Genomic DNA, 22230 nt, shown 5'->3' on the forward strand with positions numbered 1-22230 from the left:
GTCATGATTATATCAACGACAAACTCTATAGAAGGCGCGCGTATTACTGATTACAAAGGCGTGGTGACTGGGGAAGCAATTCTGGGCACCAACATCTTTCGTGATTTTTTTGCTGGTATTCGCAATATCGTCGGGGGCCGATCTGGCGCCTATGAAAAGGCGCTACGTGAAGCGCGCGAAATCGCTATATCCGAGATGCAAGCTGAAGCACACAATTTGGGTGCCAACGCGGTCATTGGTGTGGATATAGATTATGAGAATATAACAGCGGGTGATAGCGGCTCCATGTTGATGGTGTCCGCAACCGGTACAGCCGTTGTGCTGGCTAGCTAAGGATTTATGATATGGGTAAAGTGACAGGCTTTTTGGAAATCGACCGTCAGACGGCCAAATATGCGCCGGCCTCGGACCGTATCCGCCACTTTAAAGAATTTACAATTCCGCTCAATGATAGCGAAGTTGTCAAACAAGCAACGCGCTGCATGGATTGCGGTGTGCCTTATTGTCATGGACCGACCGGCTGTCCAATTCACAACCAAATTCCAGATTGGAATGATCTGGTTTATAATAAAAACTGGAAAGAAGCTGTTCGCAATTTGCTTTCGACGAACAACTTCCCAGAATTTACGGGTCGTATTTGTCCAGCGCCATGTGAAGAAGCCTGTACGCTTAACCTTGAAAATGCGCCGGTAACGATCAAAACGATTGAACAGACGCTGGCCGATAAGTCAGAAGAATATGGTTTCTTCGAGCCGCAGATTGCGGAAGAAAAAACAGGCAAAAAAGTTGCGATTATTGGTTCCGGTCCTGCGGGTCTGGCAGCAGCTCAGCAGCTTTCGCGTGTTGGTCATGATGTTCATCTTTTTGAACGTGAAGCACGTATCGGCGGCTTGCTGCGTTACGGTATTCCTGATTTCAAAATGGAAAAGCACCATATTGATCGCCGCGCTGCGCAGATGGAAGGCGAGGGCGTAACCTTCCACACCAATGTGAATATCGGTGTCGATAAGACCATTGAAGAATTACAAGCCGAGTTTGATGCAATCATTTATTGCGGCGGTTCTGAAGTGCCGCGTGAAGCGGGTATTCCGGGCGATGATTTGTTCGGTGTTCATCCAGCGATGAACTATCTTGTTCAGCAAAACAAACGCGTGGGCAAAGAAACATCGATTGAAAGCGTTGCTTGGCGTTCAGAGCCTATTTTAGCATCTGGCAAACATGTTGTTGTTGTGGGCGGCGGTGATACTGCATCTGACTGCGTTGGCACGGCATTCCGTCAGGGCGCTGTGAAAGTAACGCAGCTTGATATTCGCCCGCAGCCACCGGAAAAAGAAGACAAGCTTACAGTTTGGCCTTATTGGGCAACAAAGATGCGTACATCTTCTTCGCAAGCCGAGGGTGCAACGCGCGAGTTTCAGGTGGCGACACTCGAATTCATCGGCGAAGAGGGGCAGCTAACGCATGTTAAATGCTGCGAAGTTGATGAAAAGCGCGAGCCTGTTGCAGGTTCTGAGTTTTATATTCGTGCCGACCTTGCTTTCATCGCGATTGGCTTTGCTGGCCCGCTGGAAGATAGCGGCGTTGTGAGTGAACTCGGCGATGCCATTGAAATGAACACGGACCGCCGTGGCAACCGTTCTGTCAAAGCCAATGACAAAGATTACAAAACATCTGTCGATAAGGTTTTTGTTGCTGGGGATGTGCGCCGTGGCCAATCCTTGGTTGTTTGGGCTATTCGCGAAGGACGCCAAGCAGCGCGTGCTGTGGACGAATTCCTGATGGGATCATCCATCCTGCCACGCTAACAGCTTGGCTAAATTCAAGGGCAGCTTCGCGCTGCCCTTTATTTTGCGCTGCGTTTCAATTCAGCCAAATATTTCTTCTGTTTTTGCTTGACCCGTTCGATTCGCTACGGCAATTGAAGCCTTCAATCATTCCAGTGGAGTTTTCAAAATGTCTGATGTTCAGGGTGTAGCAAGTGATCAGCTTCGTGCGTTTGTCGAGCGGATCGAACGTCTTGAAGAAGAAAAGAAAACGATCGCAGACGACATAAAAGAAATTTATGCGGAAGCTAAAGGCAATGGCTTTGACGTCAAAGTCCTTCGCAAAGTTGTAGCGCTTCGTAAGCAAGATATGAATGAGCGATTGGAGCATGAGGCGGTTCTTGACCTCTATCTACATGCGCTTGGTATGGCGCCAGCAGATACGACGCCTTCTGACGAATAAGGGTTTTACCCGAACTAAAAAAGGCTGCCAATTGGCAGCCTTTTTTATTGCTTAGATTTTAATTAGTTCGGTACGCGAATTTGAAGCGGTTCACCGCGTCCTTCGCCGCCATTACCTTCGAACTTTGCAACAGCAAGAAATGTTACTGCATTGCCGCTGAATGAATTTGTGTCCGGCGGTGGGTCTTTAGAAAAGCCAGATGTGTAAACCACATTTGGAACAGCGCGGGTTGCATTTTGAATGAAATCAGGGCGTTCGCTTGCGCGTCCGTCTTGCGTTATCGATGCGCTGGCTGTGGTCCATGATCCAAAGCGTGAGTGATCAATCTCTTCAACGGGAATAATCTTTGCCGCTGGTGCAGCCGTACTAGCAATGTCTTTTGCTGTCGGGCGTGAACCTTTGGCTGTTGAAGATGTTTGATCGGAAACATTAAGCGATGCCACTAATGTTTCGGCAGGTTTGGTTGCAACAGACTCAGCTGCGGGTTTCGTAGGCGCAGGGCTTGCTGCTACAGGCGTTTGCGGCACGGTGGCTGTCGGGATTGTGATGCCTCTATCTGGCGGTGCATAAGCTGCAATCGTTTCAGTAGGGCTCGTCTCATTGCTTGTCGCGCGCTCTAATGGTTTTGGCGTTGGCAAGCTGGCAAGTTCAACCGTTTCACGCACTGCACGCTGCGGCGCTGGTGTCGGGATTGGAATTGCATAAGCAAGCTCTGTTTGTTCTTGCTCTGGTGCTGCCTCGACATTGCTGTTGATTGCAGCAGCAATTGCAACATTGCCATCAGGTGCTTGCGGCTGGGCCTGCGGCGCTTGATTTGCACGCGCTAAAGCGTTTTCTAAATCTTGCGCGGATTGCCTATCAACAGGCGGCTCGGCGCGGGCGATCAAAACGGTAGGGCGGCTTGATGGAACCGGAATTTGATATGTTGGTAGTTCCGGCGCGCTGGCAATTTCAACTTGTGGAACAGGAGTTGGCGCAGGTGCTGGAATAGGTGCAGCAACCGGCGCAGAAATTGCGACAGGTACAGCGCTATCAATTGCTCGGTTTCTAGGGGCAGAAGAAGGGACAGGCAAAGAACGGGTCGGCAATGACGCAAGAAGCGTTCCTGGCGTGTCTGCTGGTCTTGGCGCTGCTTTTGCACGAGCCGGAGCTTGTGGTGTGGCAACCGTTGTTTCTTCATTGTCTTCTTCTTCGTCGCGTCCACCGAAGAGAGCAGTCAAGAGATTGCCACTGCGGCGCTTTTTATCTTCAATAATAGGGCCGCCGCCATTGCGTTTACCTGCTTTGTAAGCAGCAAGCGCCTGATTGTATCCAGGCAAAGGTTTGCCATCGGGTGGCAAATGCAAAGTACCACCGCGCGGGAAGAGCCTTGTTAATTCGCTGCGGCTCATGCGCGGCCAAGCACGCACATTGCCTGTGTCTAAATGAACGAAAGGCACGCCTGAACGCGGGTAATAGCCAACGCCGCCGCCGCCGAGTTTAAAGCCAATTTCACGGAGTTTTTTCACCGGTACGCCGGGGATATAAAAATCCATCGCTTTACCAAGCATGTGCTGGCTTTTTGTCGCTTGTCCGCCGCGCGTTTTACGCAGCATCGCGTTGGTTGCAGGTGAACGATAGGCTGAAACAACGTGTATATATTCACGCGAACCGGATGCGCGGTACGCTTCCCAGACCAAGTCTAAAAGCGCAGGGTCCATTTTGGTCGGCTCATTACGGCGCCAATCACGCAGAAAGCGGTTGATCTTTGCCAGACCGCTAGAGACATATCGTCCGTTCTTTTTGAAAACGATGTTTTCTTTTTCTTTTGTGTGGATGTAATAAAGCTTGAGCGAGCGGGTTTCAGCCGATGCTTCGACCGCAAAACTGACGCTTGCGAGAACCGAAATGGTGAACACGGCAATAAATCTGGCTAGAAAGCTTCTGCCAGAATTATGCGATATTTGGTTTTTAAACTTATTATCAAAAATCAAGGCACGCTGCTCTTAGTTGTTATAAACCAGAACTGAATACATCATTATGGTTAACCGGCTCTTAGCGTTGTGCCATTGTGAATTTTCAATTGCAAACGCCTTAACTTACATAGAGAGCCTGTGGCCAAAGTCCACCATCAACAGTCCATTTCAATCAATGTAATCAACGCAAAATGCGGTGGAACAATGACGAAAGGGGCTATTGGGGGCCGTATTCGGTTTATGGTTAGCAGATGCTTAACGTTGGATAGCTATTCAACCAGTGTTTCTGGCTCGATTCCAAATTCCTTGAGTTTGCGATAAAGTGTCGAGCGACCAATGCCCAAACGCCGTGCAACTTCACTCATTTGCCCGTTATAATGGGTGATTGCATGTTTTATGGCGAGCCTCTCAATCTCTACAAGAGGGCGTATATGGCCATCATTTTCGAGCATTAAATTGTCTATGCTTGAAAGCTCAGTATCAAAATCTGATGGCGCGATATCAACATCGCTTCGCCCGATTGGATAATTGGGTGCAAGTTCTGGCGCGTTCACGGCCTGAATTTGGCTCTGCTGATGCGTTGCTGCCGGTAAATCGACTTGCGCTGCGATATGTTGGAAGTCTTGCAGGTCGAGCGTGAGGCGATCACATAATACCATTGCACGGAAAATCGTGTTTTCTAGTTGGCGTATGTTGCCCGGCCAATCATAGCGCTCAAGCAAGTGGATGGCTGCATCAGAAATGGCCTGTGCTGCGAAGCCTTGCTGACTGGCGTTATGGCGCGCGATAAAATGTTCGGCCAAGCCTCTAATGTCGCCGCGGCGGTTGCGCAGCGGTGGCACCAAGATTGGAAATACATTGAGGCGGTAATAAAGATCTTCGCGGAAACGGTTTTCGCGCACTGCTGCAATAAGATCGCGGTTGGTCGCAGAAATAAGCCTGATATTGACTTTGCGGCTGGTGCTTGAGCCAACCGGTTCGACTTCGCCTTCTTGAATGGCGCGCAGTATTTTAACTTGCGTGCTGAGTGGTAATTCACCGATTTCATCAAGAAACAACGTGCCGCCATTGGCTTCAACAAATTTGCCTGTGTGTTTTTCTGTTGCGCCGGTAAAGGCTCCCTTTTCATGGCCGAACAAAATGCTCTCGACCAGATTTTCTGGGATTGCGCCACAGTTAACAATGACCAGTGGTTTGTTTGCTCTATCGCTGCTGGCTTGAATGGATTTTGCGATTAATTCTTTTCCGGTGCCGGATTCGCCTTCAATCAGGACAGGGATATCGCTGTTTGCAGCACGTTTCACCAGCTCTGCGACACGGTTCATGGTGTCTGTCGACGCAATCATTTTTTGCGTATTAGCACGGTTGAATGTTGCTTCGATGTGCTGCTTCTTTGGTGTGCTTTTAACAGCTTCAATTTTAAGGGCGTCGCACAGTGAGGATTTCAGCCGATCAGGCGATACGGGTTTAATAACGAAATCAAACGCGCCTGCACGCATTGCTTTGACCGCTGTTTCCATGCCGCCTTGTGCCGTTTGAACGATCGTTGGCTTGTTGATCCCGTGTTCGCGCATGAACTTTAGAACGCCGTGACCATCAATGCCTGGCATCATCAAATCCAAAACCATTGCGTCGATATCACAGGAGTGATTGCCGGAAAGCGCATCAATTGCTGCTTCGCCATTTTCGCAGCACCAAGTCTTATAGCCCATATTTTCAATTGCCGCTTGCAAGATGCGGCGTTGCACCGGATCATCGTCGACAATTAAAATCGTAGATTTGTTGACTTGCGCTGACAAATTCTGTCCTTAAGCTTAGTAACGAAGTTGAATTTGAAGTTCAGCAACAAATTGGCACAATCGGCTAAATACGGCCCTAACTTAAACGGTAAAATTGCAGCTAATTGTCTGCTTAAGTCCGGCTAACGGGAAATGGTATGTCTCCAATGACTAAAGATGTGATTGAAATAATGAAGCCTCAAAATTGGGCAGCGGTCACTGAAAGCGGTGCTCACACATTAGATGAAACGCGCTTGCCAAAATGGAAGTTGGAAGATTTGTATCCGTCGCTGGATTCAAAAGAATTGGCTGACGATTTTGACAAGGTGAAAGCGGGCAGTGCCGAGTTTGAAGAGGCATGGAAAGGCAAGTTGGCTATTGCTGTTGCCAATGGAAAATTAGGCCAGGCGGTCAAGCAATTTGAAGAGATTCAAGAAATTGCAGGTCGCATCGGCTCTTACGCTGGTTTGCTCTATGCTGGTGATACGTCTGATCCAGCGCGCGCGAAATTTTATGGCGATGCACAGCAAAAATTGACCGATGCTGGCTCGCATCTTTTGTTTTTTGGCCTTGAGCTAAATTTGCTTGAAGATGAGCAATTGCAAAAAGCAATTTCAGAAGATGAGTTGGCGGCGCATTACAAGCCGTGGCTTGAAGATTTGCGGAAAGATAAGCCTTACCAGTTGGAAGATCGTATTGAGCAACTTTTCCATGAAAAATCCTTAACCAGCCGCGGGGCGTTTAACCGTCTTTTTGACGAAACGTCCAACGCGATGCGTTTTGAGGTTGATGGCAAGGAACTGCCTTCTGAGCGTGTGTTCAATTTGCTTCAGGAGCCGGATGGTGAAGTCCGCAAAAAAGCATTTGAAGCGATTGCGAATAAATTCGGTAAAGACATTCGCCTTTTCACTTTGATCACGAACACGCTGGCAAAAGACAAGGAAATTTCTGACCGTTGGCGCGGCTTTGAAGATGTGGCCGACAGCCGCCATCTGGATAACCGCGTTGAGCGCGAGGTTGTGGACGCATTGGTTGCAGCCGTGCGCGAAAGCTTCCCGCGTATTTCGCACCGCTATTATGCGATGAAAGCAAAATGGCTGGGCATGGAAAAGCTCAATTCATGGGACCGTAATGCACCGCTGCCTGAAACGCCCAATGCTGTTGTTGCGTGGGACGATGCGAAAGAGACCGTCCTTGCTGCCTATAATGGGTTTTTGCCTGAAATGGCGGATATCGCGCAATTGTTCTTCGATAATAATTGGATTGATGCACCTGTTCGTGAAGGCAAGGCATCGGGTGCTTTTTCTCACCCATGCGTGCCGTCGGTTCACCCTTACGTGCTACTCAATTATTTGGGCAAACCGCGCGATGTGATGGTGATGGCGCATGAGCTTGGGCATGGCGTGCATCAGGTGCTTGCCGGTGATCAAGGTGCGTTGATGGCTTCGACACCGCTTACATTGGCTGAAACGGCTTCTGTGTTCGGCGAGATGCTGACATTCCGCTACATGCTGTCAAAGGTTGAAGATCGGCGTGAACGAAAAGCAATGCTGGCGCAAAAAGCCGAAGACATGATCAATACGGTCGTGCGCCAAATCGCGTTTTATATGTTTGAACGCAAAGTCCATGAAGCGCGTCGTGAAGGGGAAATTACCTCCGAACAGCTTGGGCAGTTCTGGATGGACGTGCAGGCGGAAAGCTTAGGCCCTGCGGTCGAACTCAATGAGGGGTATGAAAATTTCTGGGCTTATATCCCACATTTCATCCATTCGCCGTTTTATGTTTATGCCTATGCATTTGGTGATTGTTTGGTGAACTCGCTCTATGCGGTTTATCAAAATGCCGAGAGCGGATTTCAGGATAAATATATGGATATGTTGCGCGCGGGCGGCACCAAACATCATTCAGAATTGCTTGCTCCGTTTGGCCTTGACGCCTCTGACCCTGAATTTTGGAAAAAGGGTTTAAGCGTTATCGAAGAGATCATTGATGAGCTTGAAGCGATGGAAGATTAGGCATCGCACTCAGGCGATGTCGCGTTCATTTTCCTCCATCGGCCTTCTTAAACGTGGCAGTTAATGGAAATGCCTCTTACGAAGAGTTTAGTGAAAAGCTACAATCAACAAATTGAATGTCTCAAGGATAACAGCACTTTACAACTGTGCTGCCTTACACCTTGAGACTAAGGGTCTTTAAAATTTGTTTGAGAAGATTATCCGCATCTTCCGGGATTACATCATTGCGTTTTAAATCTGCAAAGCCGTGCGCAAGCGACCACACTGCATATGTTGCTGGGGAGACTTGCGTGTGCATCGGTGCTTCTTTGTCGACAGCCCCCTCAACAGTCTCCTGAATTGCCCAAAATGCTGCAAGGCTTTCATGCGCAAATTCTGGATCACTTTGGTCCAATATGGCTTTGCGCCACATTAAATCAAATCTAGCCGCATTGTCCTGTGCAAATGCAACGTAGGCAAGACATTGCGCTAGAATACATTCTTCTCGTTGCTGCGAGATTTCTCTGGCTTCAATTAATTTACAGGCAAGATCTTTAAAGGCCCGCGTGGCAATTGCTGTCAGTAGGCCGCGAGCATCCCCAAAATGGTGTGACGGCGCACCAGGTGACACGCCCGCGCGCCTTGCCGCTTCTCGCAGTGAAAACCCTTCTACGCCGCGTTCAGATAAGATGCTTTCTCCAGCGCAAATCAATGCGGCTTTCAGCTCACCATGATGATAATTGCGCTTTTTTTCGCTAATCTTATCAGTGTTTAGATTTTGATTGACAGGTTTTTGTTTCATACACTATCTATACACCGCATAGATAACCAATCAAGAGATCAATTATGACGACACCACTGATTATTTTAAGCATTCTGTTTATCCCCGTAATGATGGCTTGGATCATCAATGCTACGACACCTCTTCGACCGAGCATTAATATGGCGGGCGTTATTGCACTCACACTCGCCTTTGGGTTTTTCGCAATAGGGCACTTTGTTCGTTCAGCTGAAATGGTCGCTATGCTACCAAGCTTTATGCCGAAAAAATTGTTGTTGGTTTATGTAACGGGGTTGGCGGAATTTGCTGTCGCTGCCGCACTCCTGATCCCGCGCACTCGCCCTTTGGCTGGCTGGGCTGCCGCTGCAATGCTTGTACTTTTTTTCCCGGTAAATGTTTATGGTGCCATCAATCATGCACCAATGGGCGGTCACGCTTGGGGCCCTGTCTATCTTCTGCTACGCGCACCCCTGCAAATCATCCTGATCGGTTGGACCTATTGGTTTATCTTGCGACACGATAGTAAATTGCTTCGACGTGGGTAATAGGGAAGGCGTATTGGCTTGATGCTAACCTTACTGGACAGTTCGAGACAAAGAATTAATGTGACCTGATCGGAACAACTTGATTATAGGGGGTTGCGCGGCGTGCGCGATCGCCTACATGGACATCTTAAATCGATGGGCTGACCTAAAAGCCCGTTTGTCATAAGATTGTATCATTGATCGCCTCTATGCTGGCGTAAAGCTAAGGGCAAGCAGGAACCTGATGGAAACACCTTACTATTTGATCGACCGGTCCAAACTGGCTGCTAATATGGCAAAGATGGACTATTTGCGCGAAGCTTCTGGCGCCAAATGCTTGCTTGCATTGAAGTGTTTTGCCACATGGCCAGTTTTCGACACGATGCGCGATCATATGGATGGCACAACGTCGAGCAGCCTTTATGAGCTAAAGCTTGGCCGTGAGAAATTCGGCAAAGAAACCCATGCCTATTCTGTCGCGTGGGCTGATCATGAAATTGATGAAGCGGTTTCTTACGCCGATAAGATTATCTTTAATTCAGCCAGCCAGCTTGAACGGTTTGATAATAAAACCGCAAATATCAAGCGTGGCTTGCGTTTGAATCCGGGGTTTTCGACCTCTGGTTTTGATTTGGCAGACCCATCGCGCAAGTTCAGCCGTTTGGGTGAATGGGATGTTGAAAAACTGCATCTTTATGCTGATCGTATTTCCGGTGTGATGATCCACTATAATTGCGAAAACGATGATTTTGATAAGTTTTCCACGCAATTGGAGCGCATTGAGAACGAGTTTGGTTCGTTTTTGCAAAAGCTGGAATGGGTAAGCCTTGGCGGCGGTATTCATTTTACGGGCGAGAATTATCCGCTCGACAAGTTGGCGGCGCGCCTCAAAGCATTTGCCGAAAAGTTTGGTGTGCAAGTCTATCTTGAGCCAGGCGAAGCGGCGATCACCGGAACGGCAAGCTTAGAAGTCACGGTTCTTGATCTTTTGGAGAATGAAAAGAAACTGGCTATCGTTGATAGTTCGGTTGAAGCGCATATGCTGGACTTGCTGATTTACCGCGAAAGCGCGCGCATGGAGAGCGAAGGCGAGCACGCTTATATGATCTGCGGCAAATCATGCTTAGCAGGTGATGTGTTCGGAGAGCGCTCATTTAAAGAGCCGCTTAAAATTGGCGACCGGCTGTCGATTGGCGATGCTGCTGGCTATACGCTGGTTAAAAAGAACTGGTTTAACGGCGTAAAAATGCCGTCCATCGTCATCAAAGAGCTGGATGGTTCTTTGACTTTGTGCCGTGAATTTGGCTACGACGAATTTGAAAGCAGCCACGGTTAGAGCAAGATTCGAAAAGCGGGAACTGGTTTTTCGCTATAATCTTGCGGCAATAATTTAAAGAGCCGCTTTGCGGTTCAACCTGATTACAAAAGGCTCTAAAGGTCGGTTGTAATCCTCAAAAGGAGTATTTGAGCGTTGAAAAAGAACTGTTTGATTGTCGGTGCGGGCGGTGTTGCACAGGTTGTGGCGCATAAATGTGCGCAGAACAATGATGTGCTTGGCGATTTGCATATTGCCAGCCGCACGGTGTCCAAATGCGATGAAATCATTGCATCTGTGCACGAAAAATCAGCGATGAAAGTTGATGGCGTGTTCAAAGCCCATGCGCTGGATGCAACCGATACAGCAGCGGTTGCCGCGCTGATTAAACAAACGGGCTGCGAGATTGTTATCAATGTTGGCTCACCCTTCGTGAACATGACCGTCTTGCAAGCGTGTATCGACACGGGCGCGGCCTATATGGATACGGCTATCCATGAAGAGCAGGATAAAATCTGCGAAACGCCGCCTTGGTACGGCAATTATGAGTGGAAGCGCCGCGATGCTTGTAAAAACGCTAATGTGACCGCAATTCTCGGCGTTGGCTTTGATCCAGGTGTTGTGAACTCTTACGCGCGTTTGGCTGCCGATGATTATCTTGATGTTGTTGAAAGCATTGATATCGTTGATATTAATGCAGGATCGCACGGCAGATGGTTCTCGACAAACTTTGATCCGGAAATCAATTTCCGTGAATTTACGGGTACTGTTTACAGCTGGCAAAAAGGCGCTTGGCAATCGAACAAAATGTTTGAAGTGGGCCAAGAATATGACCTGCCAGTTGTTGGCAAACAAAAGGCCTATATGACAGGCCATGATGAGGTTCACTCACTTTCAAACCGCTATCCTGAAGCCGATGTGCGCTTCTGGATGGGGTTTGGCGATCATTATATCAATGTATTTACGGTGCTGAAAAACCTTGGCCTTTTGTCGGAGCAACCGGTTAAAACGGCCGAAGGGCTGGAAGTTATTCCGCTGAAAGTGGTCAAAGCTGTTCTTCCTGATCCTTCAAGCCTTGCGCCTGATTACACGGGTAAAACCTGTATTGGCGATATTGTTAAAGGCACGAAAGACGGCAAACCTGCGGAAGTTTTTATCTATAATATTTCCGACCACAAAGAAGCTTACAACGAAGTTGGCAGTCAGGGTATTTCCTATACGGCTGGCGTTCCGCCCGTTGCTGCTGCGATGTTGATCGCCAATGGCACATGGGATGTGGGCGAAATGGCCAATGTTGAAGACCTTGATCCGAAGCCGTTTTTGAATCTTCTTAATGAGATCGGTTTGCCGACACGCATTAAAGATGCGGATGGTGATCGCGCGCTTACATTCTAGGTGAAAAGTGGGGCGGCGCGTTAGCGCCGTTCACATATCGCTATAATATCGAGCGAAAATTGACGTGCCTATTTTAACTATAAGTTTTATAGCGTAAATTTAGCTGTTGATTTAGTTAAAATTGATTTAAAAGAGAGCTTCAAAGAAAGTTCTAGAAGGTAGAAAAGATGCGGATGATGAAATCGACTGAGGCAATTGCGGTTGCTGGCATTGTGTTGAGTGGCTGTGTCGCGACAGGGCCTTCTGGCCCATCTCAGCGTCCTGTAGCAGGACCGACATTTGCTGAAGGTAACTGGAATCAGGGCGGCTTGGCGTCATATGTTTTCGGCAACGGTAGTTTCGTTGGAACGGCTGCTGATACTGGCAATAAAGTTGCTGACGGAACCTACCGCTATGTCAACAATAATACGATCCAGATTTCGTCTTATTCAAGCGTTCAGCAAAAAACGATTGTCGCGAATTGCCTGCTCGTTACTGGCGGCACGTTGATGAATTGCACAAATGATTCAGGGCTGAACTTCTCGCTCACACGCGCATAAGAACGCTTCCAACTGTCTCAAATTGTAACAGTTTGATTTCATTATCCCGTATACGGCGAGTATGCGGGATTTTGTGTGTTTGGATGGCGTTTCTTCGTTGACGAGCGTGCTGATTCATTGCCACATTGATTTACGGTATTTGTCTATCGCGCTGCCAAGATAAGGCGCCGCGATATTTAATAGGCTTAAGGGAGACTATCATGAAGAAGATTGCTGCAATCGCTGCGATGAGTGTTTCAGCATTGGCGCTGAGCACTAGCTTCGCGGCTGCTGATTATGAATTAAACATTTTGCATATCAACGATCTGCATTCGCGCATTGAATCGATCAACAAATATGATTCTACCTGCGGCGCTGAAGATGAAGCCGAAGGCGCTTGCTTTGGCGGTGTTGCCCGTTTGCAAACCAAAATTGATGAGCGACGCGCTGCTTTGACGGGCGAAGAAAAGAACGTTCTTCTTCTTGATGCTGGTGACCAATTCCAAGGCTCTTTGTACTACACCACCTATAAAGGTGATGCTGCTGCCGAATTTATGAACGGCATGGGCTTTGATGCGATGGCCGTTGGCAATCATGAATTTGATGATGGTCCAGAAGGTTTGAAAAAGTTTCTTGGCAATGTCAATTTCCCCGTGATTTCTGGCAATACAATGGCTGGCTTAAGCACAGGCATTGAGGGCGGTATCACGCCTTATGTAATTAAGGAACTTGGCGGCGAGAAGGTTGGTATTTTGTCTGTTTTGGCAACGGATACCGATGAAACATCTTCCCCTGGTAAAGATGTACTTTTCCTTGATGAAGTGCGTTATTTGAAAGGCGCTGTTGCTGCGCTTGAAGCGGAAGGCATTAACAAAATTGTGTTGCTTTCTCACGTTGGTTTGACGCGCGATAAAGAGATTGCTGCAGCCGTAGACGGCATTGATGTGATCGTTGGTGGCCACAGCCACACACTTTTGTCCAACACGGATGAAAATGCAGCGGGCAGCTATCCGCTGAATGTTAAAAACCCATCGGGCAAAGACGTGCCGATTGTTCAGGCTTATGCCTATTCAAAATATTTGGGCGAGTTGAAAGTTGTCTTCGATGATGAGGGCAATGTCACTTCTGCTAGCGGCGATCCGCATCTTTTGGATGCGTCCGTTGAGCCAAATGCCGATGTTCTTGCACGCGTTAAAGAACTTGGTGGTCCGATTGAAGAGCTTAAAGTTCAGGTCATCGGTGAAAGCACTGATGTGATCGACGGTAGCCGCGATGTTTGCCGTGCGGGTGAATGTTCAATGGGCACGCTCGTTGCGGACGCTCTGCTTGATCGCACCAAAGCTCAAGGCGTTGTTCTTGCCATCACAAATGGCGGTGGTCTTCGCTCTTCAATTGATGCCGGTGAAGTGACAATGGGCGAAGCGCTATCTGTGCTTCCGTTCCAGAACACACTTGCAACATTTGAGACAACAGGGGCTAACCTTCTGGCTGCGCTTGAAAATGGTGTTGGTCAGATCGAAGAGGGTGCTGGACGTTTTCCGCAAGTTGCGGGCATGAAATACACCTTCGATAAGAGCGCTGAACCGGGTAGCCGTATCACCGAAGTTATGGTTGCTGACGCAGAAGGTAATTTCTCTGCACTTGACCCTGACGCGACATATTTGGCTGCAACCAATAATTATGTGCGCAATGGCGGTGACGGCTACAGCATGTTTGTTGATGCTGCCAATGCCTATGATTTTGGTCCGGGCTTGGAGCAAGTTCTTGCTGATTATCTAGCTCAAAATAACCCGTACACGCCTTATACGGACGGGCGTATTTCAGAAGCTTCTTCTATGGAAAAAGCTGAAATGGAAAAGCCTGCTGAAGAAGCTGCTGCCGAAACAGAAATGAAGGCAGAAGTTGAAGTGACGGTTCCTGAAACATCTTTAGGTGCTGGTGATTTGTCAGTTTCGAGTCCGGTAATTGAAATTGCGCCACCGGTTGATATGGTCAAAGACGTTGAAGTAGACGTTGCCGTTCCTGAAACAACGCTGGGTGCCGGTGATCTTTCAACAAGTAGTCCAAAAATTGAAGTTGAAGCGTCAAAAGCTGAAATGGCTGAAGGCGAAGAAATGAAGAAAGAGGAAGTGGCTGAAGAGGCTATGGAGATGAAAACCCATACAATCGTAGCTGGTGATACTTTGTGGGATTTGGCCAAAGAATTCTATGGCAAAGGTCAAATGTACACTAAACTTCAAGAAGCAAACCCGCAGTTTAAAGCGGGCGACCTAGAAATCGGCGCAACATTGAACGTACCGAAGTAAGTTCTCTTTCTTGCTCGTTGCATCCCCGTCAGGCTCAAGCTTGGCGGGGATTTTATTTATCACGCGGACCATTTTGACGCATTGAAACATTGGTCCCGAGGTCTATTTACCGTGTGACCTGAAGCTGCACTGAAATGAAGTGTCTATTATGATTGATCCTGAATTGGCTAAAGCCGTCGGTCCGCTCCCTGCGGATCACCCGAGTATTAAAATCCACAAGGTGGGTGTGCTGCTCGTCAATCTGGGCACGCCAGATGGTACAGACTTTAAGTCGATGCGCCGCTATTTGCAGGAATTTTTGACTGATAAGCGCGTCATTGAGTGGCCAAAAGCGCTCTGGTATCCAATTTTGTATGGCATTGTTCTCAATACGCGGCCCGGTAAAGTCGGCAAGGCTTATGAGACGATCTGGAATAAAGAACTGGATGAAAGCTATTTGCGCACCTATACGCGGTCGCAATCTGACAAATTGTCAGCTGCTTTAAAATCGCATGAGAATGTCATCGTTGATTGGGCAATGCGTTACGGCAAGCCATCGATTGATGAGAAAATCACGGCTTTGCGAGATCAAGGCTGCGACCGGATTGTCGCTTTTCCACTTTATCCGCATTATGCGGCTGCGACCACTGCCACGGTCAATGACAAAGTTTTTGAATCATTGATGAAAACGCGGTTCATGCCAGCTTTGCGTACCGTGCCTTCATATCATGATGAACCGATTTTCATTGAGGCAATCGCGCGTTCTATTGAAGAACATTTGGCTGGTCTTGATTGGGAGCCTGAGCGCCTCATTGCTTCGTATCACGGCATTCCGATGAGCTATTTCAAAAAAGGCGATCCGTATCATTGCCAGTGCTTGAAAACATCGCGCCTTCTTGAGGAACGTCTTGGCTGGGAAAAGGGTAAATTAATGACGACTTTTCAGTCGCGTTTTGGCCCAGAAGAATGGTTGCAACCCTACTTCGATAAAACGGTAGAAGCATTGCCAAAACAAGGCATTACGAAAATCGCCACGATCAATCCGGGGTTTGTTTCAGACTGTCTTGAAACATTGGAAGAGATCGCCGTAGAGGGCGCAGAAATCTTCGAAGAAAATGGCGGCCATCATTATACGCATATCCCATGCTTGAACGATAGCGAGGGCGGTATGAGCGTTATTGAAGCGATGGTTCGGCGCGAGTTACAAGGCTGGATCTAATCAAGCAACGCCGATACGCAGCAGATCATGCAGGTGGAGAATGCCGACGGGTTTTTTGCCGTCCACAACCATCAAGGTTGTGATGCCTGATTCATTGACGATGGTCAGTGCGGTGGCGGCCAAATGATCGGGTGTGATCGTCTTTGGGCTGACGGTCATCACATCATCAACGCACATAGACAGCAGATCGCCTTCGATGTGACGGCGTAAATCACCATCGGTGATAATGCCTGACAAGCTACCGTCTTTTGCAACAACGCCGGCGCAGCCAAAGCCTTTTTGGCTGATTGTGATGATTGCTTCACGCATATGCGTGCCTGCAGCCACCAGCGGCAATTCGTTGCCTGTGTGCATAATTTCTGCAACCCGCTTCAAATTAGCGCCAAGCTGTCCGCCGGGGTGGAATTTTTCAAAGTCGGTTGCTGTAAAACCGCGCTCTTCCAAAAGTGCAACCGCCACCGCATCGCCGAGCGCCATTTGCATGATTGTGGACGTCGTTGGTGCCAATCCATGCGGGCAGGCTTCTTCGCTTTTAGGCAGTGCCAATATGATATCGGCCTCTTTGGCCAAGGTTGAATTAATGCCGGATGTGACGGCGATCAACGGAATTTCAAAGCGCCGTGAATAATGCAAAATGCCGCCAAGTTCGCGCGACTCGCCAGACCATGACATGGCAATAATCGCATCGCCTCTAGCAATCATACCCAAATCGCCATGGTTGGCTTCAGCTGGATGAACGAAATAAGCAGGCGTGCCGGTTGATGCGAGCGTTGCTGCAATTTTTGAGCCGATATGACCGCTTTTGCCTACGCCTGAAATAATCACGCGACCTTTGATGTTTTTGAGCAATTCAATTGCTTTTGAAAAAGGTTCGCCAAGGCCGTTTTCGAGTGCATTTTTGACAGCATCCAAACCCGCTTTTTCGATGTTTAGCGTTCGCAGTGCTGAAGCGACGCCGGTTTTTTCGGATGAATGAGCCATGATTTTGCTTTCCCGTTTTTGAGAGGGCTACGTTACCCAGAATAATTTGTCCATGCGGCAAGCTGTGACAGACGAAATTCTTCAGATTTTACGTAAAATTGGTGCCGATTGGCACCTTTATCAACAGTTCATTAACCGCTCTTGTTTACTTCTAATTAAGCAAAGCGAGGTTGTGCACGTCATCATGTCTGCGAAATACAGTGAAAATATCGGTTATGGAATGCGCGGGCGCAATGCCTTGCGTGCTCTGTTGCTCTGTATGCTGTGTTCAACGGCGATGATTCCAGCTGTCGCTCAAGAAATTGAAGCCGAGGAAGATGCGCTGGTCATTGGCGATGCCGATGACATCGGTACGCTAATTGAAGATGATGAAAGTGCTGAAGATGTGCTTGCTGAACCGGTTGATACAACTGGGCGCATTGCGGCTGTTGGCGGTGTCGATCAAGGCACAATGATTGATGAAGACGATCCTTATGCCGCGCAGGGCATACGGCTTGGGAATTTCACATTCCGCCCTTCTGTTGAAATCGGTTATTCGGCGACTAGAACGGTTTCCAGCTTTGATGCGGGCGGCACCATTGGCACGTCGACAAGCAATCAGAGTTCGGTTGAAAGCTCGCTTCGGATGCTTATTAATTCTGATTGGAGCCGCCACGCGCTACAGCTGAATATGGGTGGATCGTTTCCCAAGCAGCTCACAGGCGAGGAACAGGACCCCGTTTATGATGCCAATGGTAGTTTGCGTCTTGATCTGACGAATTCAACGACATTGACGCTTGGCGGACAAATTAACGTATCACGCGATGATCCGCAGTCTGCTGGATACTTCACGGCGACAGATCCTGTGCTTTTTCCAGGAGTTGTTGGTGTTAACGATCCGCAGACCACGGCATATGGCGGCTCAGCTGCTTTAGCGCATGATTTTGGCGGTGTGACCGCTGCATTGACTGCTGCGATACAGCGTTTGGAATATAGTGCTGCGCGTTTGAGCGACGGCAGAACGATCTCGCAGTCTGACCTTAATGCGACCAATTATGATATTAAGTTGCGCGGCGGTTATGCGCTGTCTGGGATTATATCACCATTTGCCGAGGTTAATTACGGGCAAAGAATTATGGATGAAGACCTTGATAGCGCTGGTGTTGACCGCAATGCCGTGCGTTACGGTTTACGTGTTGGCGCTGAAGTTGATATGGGCGAAAAGCTCCAAGGTGAAGTCTCGGTTGGTTATGGTTTGGAAAAGCTTGCTGATCCGCGCTTTGATGCCATTGCCGGTGCAACCGTTGGCACAAAATTTACTTGGTCTCCGCTTCGCGGCACAGATGTAACTTGGGCGACCAACACATCATATAAGACAAGCGGCGATCAAAATGTTGCAGGGTCAATACTCTATGCAACTGAGCTTGGCCTACAGCACCGTATTTTATCTAATTTGACTGCAACAGCCGCATTGGGTGCAAGTTATGAAACCTTTACGGGTGCGCAGGCCGACGAGAATACACTGAGCGGCCAAGTTGGGTTGGTCTATAATCTGAACCGTTATGTCGCTCTTACGGGCCGTGTGCGCCATGAAGAGACATTCAGTTCAGATGCCACGGCACGCGGTAACACGACCAGTGGTTTTGTTGGTTTGAGATTGCAGCGATAACGCGCTGCCAAAATTTGTCCACTAATGTGCGTAAAATCGAGTTGAGATATATGTTTGATATATCCAGGAGCAAGAAAATGTTAAATCGCCGTAATTTGATGATCGGTGCAGCCGCGACACTCATTAGCGCCGGCACTATGGTTTCAACTCCTGCCTTTGCGGATGCAGGCTTTCAGCAGTGGATACGTGATTTTCGCGGTGTCGCTGCTAAAAATGGTGTATCAACAAAGATCTATGATCGCGCCTTTGCGAATGTGAAAACGCCCGATGAGGAAGTTTTACGCAAAGCGCGCTTTCAGCCAGAGTTTAAAGACGAAGCGTGGCAATATATTGATAGCCGCGTGAATGAGCGCACCGTTGCTACTGGCCAAGAGATGGCGCGTAAATATAAGCGTTTGCTCGATCAAATCGAAAGCCGCATGGGCGTTAGCCGTTATATTGTGCTGGCGATCTGGTCGATGGAATCCAGCTATGGCGAGGCCCTTAAAGACCCAGAGCGTTTGCATTATGTGCCCCGTGCATTGGCAACGCTTGGTTATGCGGACCGCAGACGCGCGAAATTTGCACGCTCACAGCTTATTAGCGCATTGAAGATTGTGCAAAATGGCGATGTTTCACTCAATGGCCTGACCGGATCATGGGCGGGTGCGATGGGGCATACCCAGTTTATTCCAACCAGCTATCAAGCTTTTTCAATGGATGGCGATGGTGATGGCCGCAAAGATATCTGGAACTCGATTCCTGATGCTCTTTATACAGCGGCGAACTTGCTTCGTAAAAACGGTTGGCAGTCCGGTGAGACATGGGGATATGAAGTGTCCCTTCCTTCAGGACGCAAGTTTCCGGGCGGTTCGGTTAGCCTTTCTCAATGGGAACAAATGGGTCTTCGACGTCCAAACGGTAAGGGGTTTCCTGCGCCTTCACGCAATGCCGAACTCAAAGTTTTGCAAGGACGCGATGGGCCAGCCTTTTTGATGACAAAGAATTTCTTCGTCATCAAGCGCTACAACAATGCGGATAAATATGCGCTGGGCGTTGGGCTTTTGGCCGATCAAATTGCCGGTTTTGGCGAGCCTAGCAAAGATTGGAAGCGGCCTTATACGCGTATTTCAGTTGCTGAGGCTGAAGAACTGCAAAAAAGACTGCAGCGCAGCGGTTTTTATGACGGTGCGATTGATGGCAAGCCTGGGCCGCAAACCCGTACAGCGATTAAAGCGTTTCAATCGCGTTATGGATTGGCGCAGGATGGATATCCATCATTGGAAGTGCTAAGTGCATTACGTCGCAAATAGCGGCGTTATCTAACTTAGCGAGTGCTGGTTCATTGGTTCAATTGATGAAGTCGTTAGCGTTGAGCATACGGCATATGGCAAAATTATTGTGTGTGCTTGTTTGCGCAGTGGCATTGATGCCGGTTGCGCAGGCAGTTGCTCCTGTGCCTGCATTTGTTGCGATCAGTTTTGTTCAGCCAGCACAGGCGCAAGAGCGCCCGAAAACGCTTTTAGACCTATTGTTTAAGCGGCGCGATAAGCCAGATAAGCGTATTCAAACGGCTCCCAAGGCAAGCAAAAGAAAAGCTGCGCCACGCAAAGCCGCCGTGCCGCGTCAGAAAAAAGCAGTGCGCAGCAGCGCACAAAAAGCAACTGCGAGTGCGAGTGCGGTATCGACGCCGCAAGTTGAAAAGGCTGAAAATGCGCGCCGCGTTCTGGTGATCGGCGATTTCACGGCTGATGGTATGAGTGATGGCCTGAAAGATGCTTTTGAAGGCGTTGCCAATGTCGTTGTTGAAACACGTACCAATGGCTCATCTGGCCTTGTGCGCGACGACTTTTACAATTGGCCCCAAGAGATACCGGCCATTATTGAGGAAATAAAACCGGTAATCGTTATTGTTATGCTTGGCTCGAATGACCGGCAAATCATGCGCATTGATAATAAGTCTGTGAAGGTTGGTTTGCCTGAGTGGGAAGCTGAATATGTTTCGCGTGTGAACTCTTTAATTGGTACAATTCGTGCAACCAATACGCCCGTTATGTGGGTCGGTAGCCCGCCTTTCAGGTTTCGGGCGATGTCTGCTGATATTTTGTTGTTTAATGAAATATACCGTAAAGCTGTTGAAGCAGCTGGCGGGTATTTCGTTGATATTTGGGATGGCTTTGTTGATGAAGCAGGAAACTTCATTGCAACTGGTTCAGACATCAAAGGCCAGCAAGTAAGACTGCGCGCCAGCGATGGCATTAATTTTACTGCGGCAGGCAAACGCAAAATGGCATTTTATGTCGAGCGCCAGCTCAAGCAATTGCTTGGCGATGCTGCGTCCCCGCTTTTGACCTCGCTTGCAACAGACAATGTGCCCATGTTGACGCTGCCGCCTTTGCAAAATGAGGCAGATTTAGAGCGCACCAATCCGATTTCTATGGATGACCCTGATTTTGATGGGGGGAGCATTTTGCTTGGGGACGTTTTGCAGATTCGCGAGCCTGTTGTGGACAACCCATTGATTGCCAAATCGGTGCGCCAGAGATTGATTGAAGACGGCGTGCCACCGCCTTCACAGCCAGGCCGCGTTGATGATTTTAAATGGAGCGACGACGGTTAATCGTGCTTTGGCGCGCTTTGTGAAAAGGCCGTTTTTTGCTCTGCCGTTGCTTCTGTTTGATATTTACCGCGCCATTCATCGTAAGGCATTCCGTAAACAATCTCACGCGCTTCCATCTTGCCCAGTTCGATGCCTTGCTCTTCGGCCGCATCCTTATACCAATTGGATAGGCAGTTACGGCAAAATCCCGCAAGGTTCATCATATCGATATTTTGCACATCTGTGCGGGTGCGCAGATGGGACGTTAAACGACGAAAAGCTGCTGCTTCAAGTTCGGTTTGTTGCTCTTTTGATAGGTCAGCCATAATCAATGCCTTTTTGCTTGCTGCGTACTATATCGACGTCTTTGGGTACTCATTCAAGGTGATGCTAAGATTCTAAAGTGGGAATTCAGTGAGCGAAGGCACTGAATTGCTAAAATTGCATTGACTTGTCACACAGCCATGCCAAAAACAAATACGATGTCGAACCGGTAGAATTTTGAAATTTTGTCGGTATAAATTGGGTAATGTACGACTTGTTTGGACGATTCCATAGTTTAATACGCAATGCACTGGCCACTTCTGTGGTGCTGGCTGGTTTAACCGTTGGGTTTACCGTCGGTGCAACGACTTCTGCTCATGCAGATTTTCGCGTTTGTAATGCAACGCAAGAGCTGGTCGGTGTCTCTATCGGCTACAGAGCGCGAACCGGCTGGATTACTGAAGGCTGGTGGCATGTGGAACCTACAAAATGCAAAACCCTGATTGAGGGGCCGCTCGCGTCACGCTATTATTACCTTTATGCGGAAGATGCTTTGCGCGGTGGACGCTGGGATGGTCCAGTTAATATGTGCGTTGCCGAACGAGAATTTAAAATAACTGGCGTGAACGATTGTTATGCGCGTGGTTTTCAAAAATCCGGTTTTCGCGAATATGATACCGGTAATCAGCAAAGCTGGATGGTGCAGCTTATTGATGAAGCGCAATCCAGCGACACGAATACAAACACACAATAACCTTTAAGGGGAATC

General features: G+C 48.5%; 19 protein-coding genes. 14 read left to right on the plus strand and 5 right to left on the minus strand.

All coding sequences use genetic code 11. The features are described from left to right. Positions 1 to 3 precede the first annotated feature (3 nt). The 3 genes from N530_RS0109785 to N530_RS0109795 all read left to right on the plus strand — a co-directional run bounded on the left by N530_RS0109785 (position 4) and on the right by N530_RS0109795 (position 2226). A complete protein-coding gene (locus N530_RS0109785) occupies positions 4 to 333 on the plus strand; it encodes a heavy metal-binding domain-containing protein (protein ID WP_018689131.1) in 330 nt (109 codons plus the stop codon). A gap of 11 nt (positions 334 to 344) precedes the next feature. After that, on the plus strand, positions 345 to 1805 hold the full coding sequence (locus N530_RS0109790; RefSeq protein ID WP_026480560.1) for a glutamate synthase subunit beta: 1461 nt from the start codon (positions 345 to 347) through the stop codon (positions 1803 to 1805). A gap of 148 nt (positions 1806 to 1953) precedes the next feature. Next, a complete protein-coding gene (locus N530_RS0109795) occupies positions 1954 to 2226 on the plus strand; it encodes a DUF2312 domain-containing protein (RefSeq protein WP_018689133.1) in 273 nt (90 codons plus the stop codon). A gap of 62 nt (positions 2227 to 2288) precedes the next feature. Here N530_RS0109795 and N530_RS17815 read toward each other — a convergent pair whose 3' ends face one another. Further along, positions 2289 to 4199, minus strand: coding sequence for a DUF882 domain-containing protein (locus N530_RS17815; protein ID WP_051540876.1), 1911 nt, complete (start codon positions 4197 to 4199; stop codon positions 2289 to 2291). A 251-nt stretch (positions 4200 to 4450) separates the two neighbouring features. Next, a complete protein-coding gene (locus N530_RS0109805; protein WP_026480561.1) occupies positions 4451 to 5980 on the minus strand; it encodes a sigma-54 dependent transcriptional regulator in 1530 nt (509 codons plus the stop codon). Positions 5981 to 6150: 170 nt separating this feature from the next. On the opposite strand from N530_RS0109805, the gene N530_RS0109810 reads away from it, so the two are divergent. Next, entirely contained in the window at positions 6151 to 7974 is a 1824-nt protein-coding gene (locus N530_RS0109810) for a M3 family oligoendopeptidase (RefSeq protein ID WP_371179702.1), read from the plus strand. Between the two features lie 154 nt (positions 7975 to 8128). Here N530_RS0109810 and N530_RS0109815 read toward each other — a convergent pair whose 3' ends face one another. Next, the gene (locus tag N530_RS0109815; RefSeq protein WP_051540877.1) at positions 8129 to 8755 is read right to left on the minus strand and encodes a TetR/AcrR family transcriptional regulator; all 627 of its coding nucleotides are present in this window, start codon (positions 8753 to 8755) and stop codon (positions 8129 to 8131) included. Between the two features lie 44 nt (positions 8756 to 8799). Here N530_RS0109815 and N530_RS0109820 point away from each other — a divergent pair, with 44 nt between their 5' ends. From N530_RS0109820 to hemH, 6 genes are all read left to right on the plus strand, one after another. After that, positions 8800 to 9279, plus strand: coding sequence for a hypothetical protein (locus N530_RS0109820; RefSeq protein ID WP_026480564.1), 480 nt, complete (start codon positions 8800 to 8802; stop codon positions 9277 to 9279). Positions 9280 to 9499: 220 nt separating this feature from the next. Further along, positions 9500 to 10594, plus strand: a complete 1095-nt coding sequence (gene nspC / locus N530_RS0109825) for a carboxynorspermidine decarboxylase (protein WP_026480565.1) — start codon at positions 9500 to 9502, stop codon at positions 10592 to 10594. 135 nt (positions 10595 to 10729) lie between these two features. Further along, entirely contained in the window at positions 10730 to 11968 is a 1239-nt protein-coding gene (locus N530_RS0109830) for a saccharopine dehydrogenase family protein (protein WP_026480566.1), read from the plus strand. 173 nt (positions 11969 to 12141) lie between these two features. After that, positions 12142 to 12507: a hypothetical protein gene (locus tag N530_RS0109835; protein ID WP_155851965.1), complete on the plus strand. Its 366-nt coding sequence runs from the start codon at positions 12142 to 12144 to the stop codon at positions 12505 to 12507. A gap of 200 nt (positions 12508 to 12707) precedes the next feature. Continuing rightward, the gene (locus N530_RS0109840; protein ID WP_026480568.1) at positions 12708 to 14792 is read left to right on the plus strand and encodes a 5'-nucleotidase C-terminal domain-containing protein; all 2085 of its coding nucleotides are present in this window, start codon (positions 12708 to 12710) and stop codon (positions 14790 to 14792) included. Between the two features lie 148 nt (positions 14793 to 14940). After that, positions 14941 to 15990: a ferrochelatase gene (gene hemH, locus N530_RS0109845; protein ID WP_035266844.1), complete on the plus strand. Its 1050-nt coding sequence runs from the start codon at positions 14941 to 14943 to the stop codon at positions 15988 to 15990. Here hemH and N530_RS0109850 read toward each other — a convergent pair whose 3' ends face one another. Next, positions 15991 to 16971 carry an SIS domain-containing protein gene (locus N530_RS0109850; RefSeq protein ID WP_018689143.1) on the minus strand — a complete coding sequence of 327 codons (981 nt, stop codon included), beginning with the start codon at positions 16969 to 16971 and terminating at the stop codon, positions 15991 to 15993. Positions 16972 to 17155: 184 nt separating this feature from the next. On the opposite strand from N530_RS0109850, the gene N530_RS0109855 reads away from it, so the two are divergent. The 3 genes from N530_RS0109855 to N530_RS0109865 all read left to right on the plus strand — a co-directional run bounded on the left by N530_RS0109855 (position 17156) and on the right by N530_RS0109865 (position 21218). Next, positions 17156 to 18619 (plus strand): outer membrane beta-barrel protein, encoded by a 1464-nt coding sequence (locus N530_RS0109855; protein ID WP_162150950.1) that lies wholly within the window; start codon positions 17156 to 17158, stop codon positions 18617 to 18619. A 77-nt stretch (positions 18620 to 18696) separates the two neighbouring features. Further along, a complete protein-coding gene (locus tag N530_RS0109860; RefSeq protein WP_026480571.1) occupies positions 18697 to 19911 on the plus strand; it encodes a lytic murein transglycosylase in 1215 nt (404 codons plus the stop codon). 74 nt (positions 19912 to 19985) lie between these two features. Then, positions 19986 to 21218 carry a DUF459 domain-containing protein gene (locus N530_RS0109865; RefSeq protein WP_162150951.1) on the plus strand — a complete coding sequence of 411 codons (1233 nt, stop codon included), beginning with the start codon at positions 19986 to 19988 and terminating at the stop codon, positions 21216 to 21218. On the opposite strand, the gene N530_RS0109870 is transcribed toward N530_RS0109865, so the two are convergent. Next, positions 21215 to 21523, minus strand: coding sequence for a DUF1244 domain-containing protein (locus N530_RS0109870; protein ID WP_018689147.1), 309 nt, complete (start codon positions 21521 to 21523; stop codon positions 21215 to 21217). The genes N530_RS0109865 and N530_RS0109870 overlap by 4 nt on opposite strands. A gap of 263 nt (positions 21524 to 21786) precedes the next feature. On the opposite strand from N530_RS0109870, the gene N530_RS0109875 reads away from it, so the two are divergent. After that, a complete protein-coding gene (locus tag N530_RS0109875; RefSeq protein ID WP_247869190.1) occupies positions 21787 to 22215 on the plus strand; it encodes a DUF1036 domain-containing protein in 429 nt (142 codons plus the stop codon). The last annotated feature ends 15 nt before the right edge of the window (positions 22216 to 22230 follow it).

Source organism: Ahrensia sp. 13_GOM-1096m (assembly GCF_000620605.1).
Taxonomy (GTDB): Bacteria; Pseudomonadota; Alphaproteobacteria; order Rhizobiales; family Rhizobiaceae; genus Ahrensia; species Ahrensia kielensis.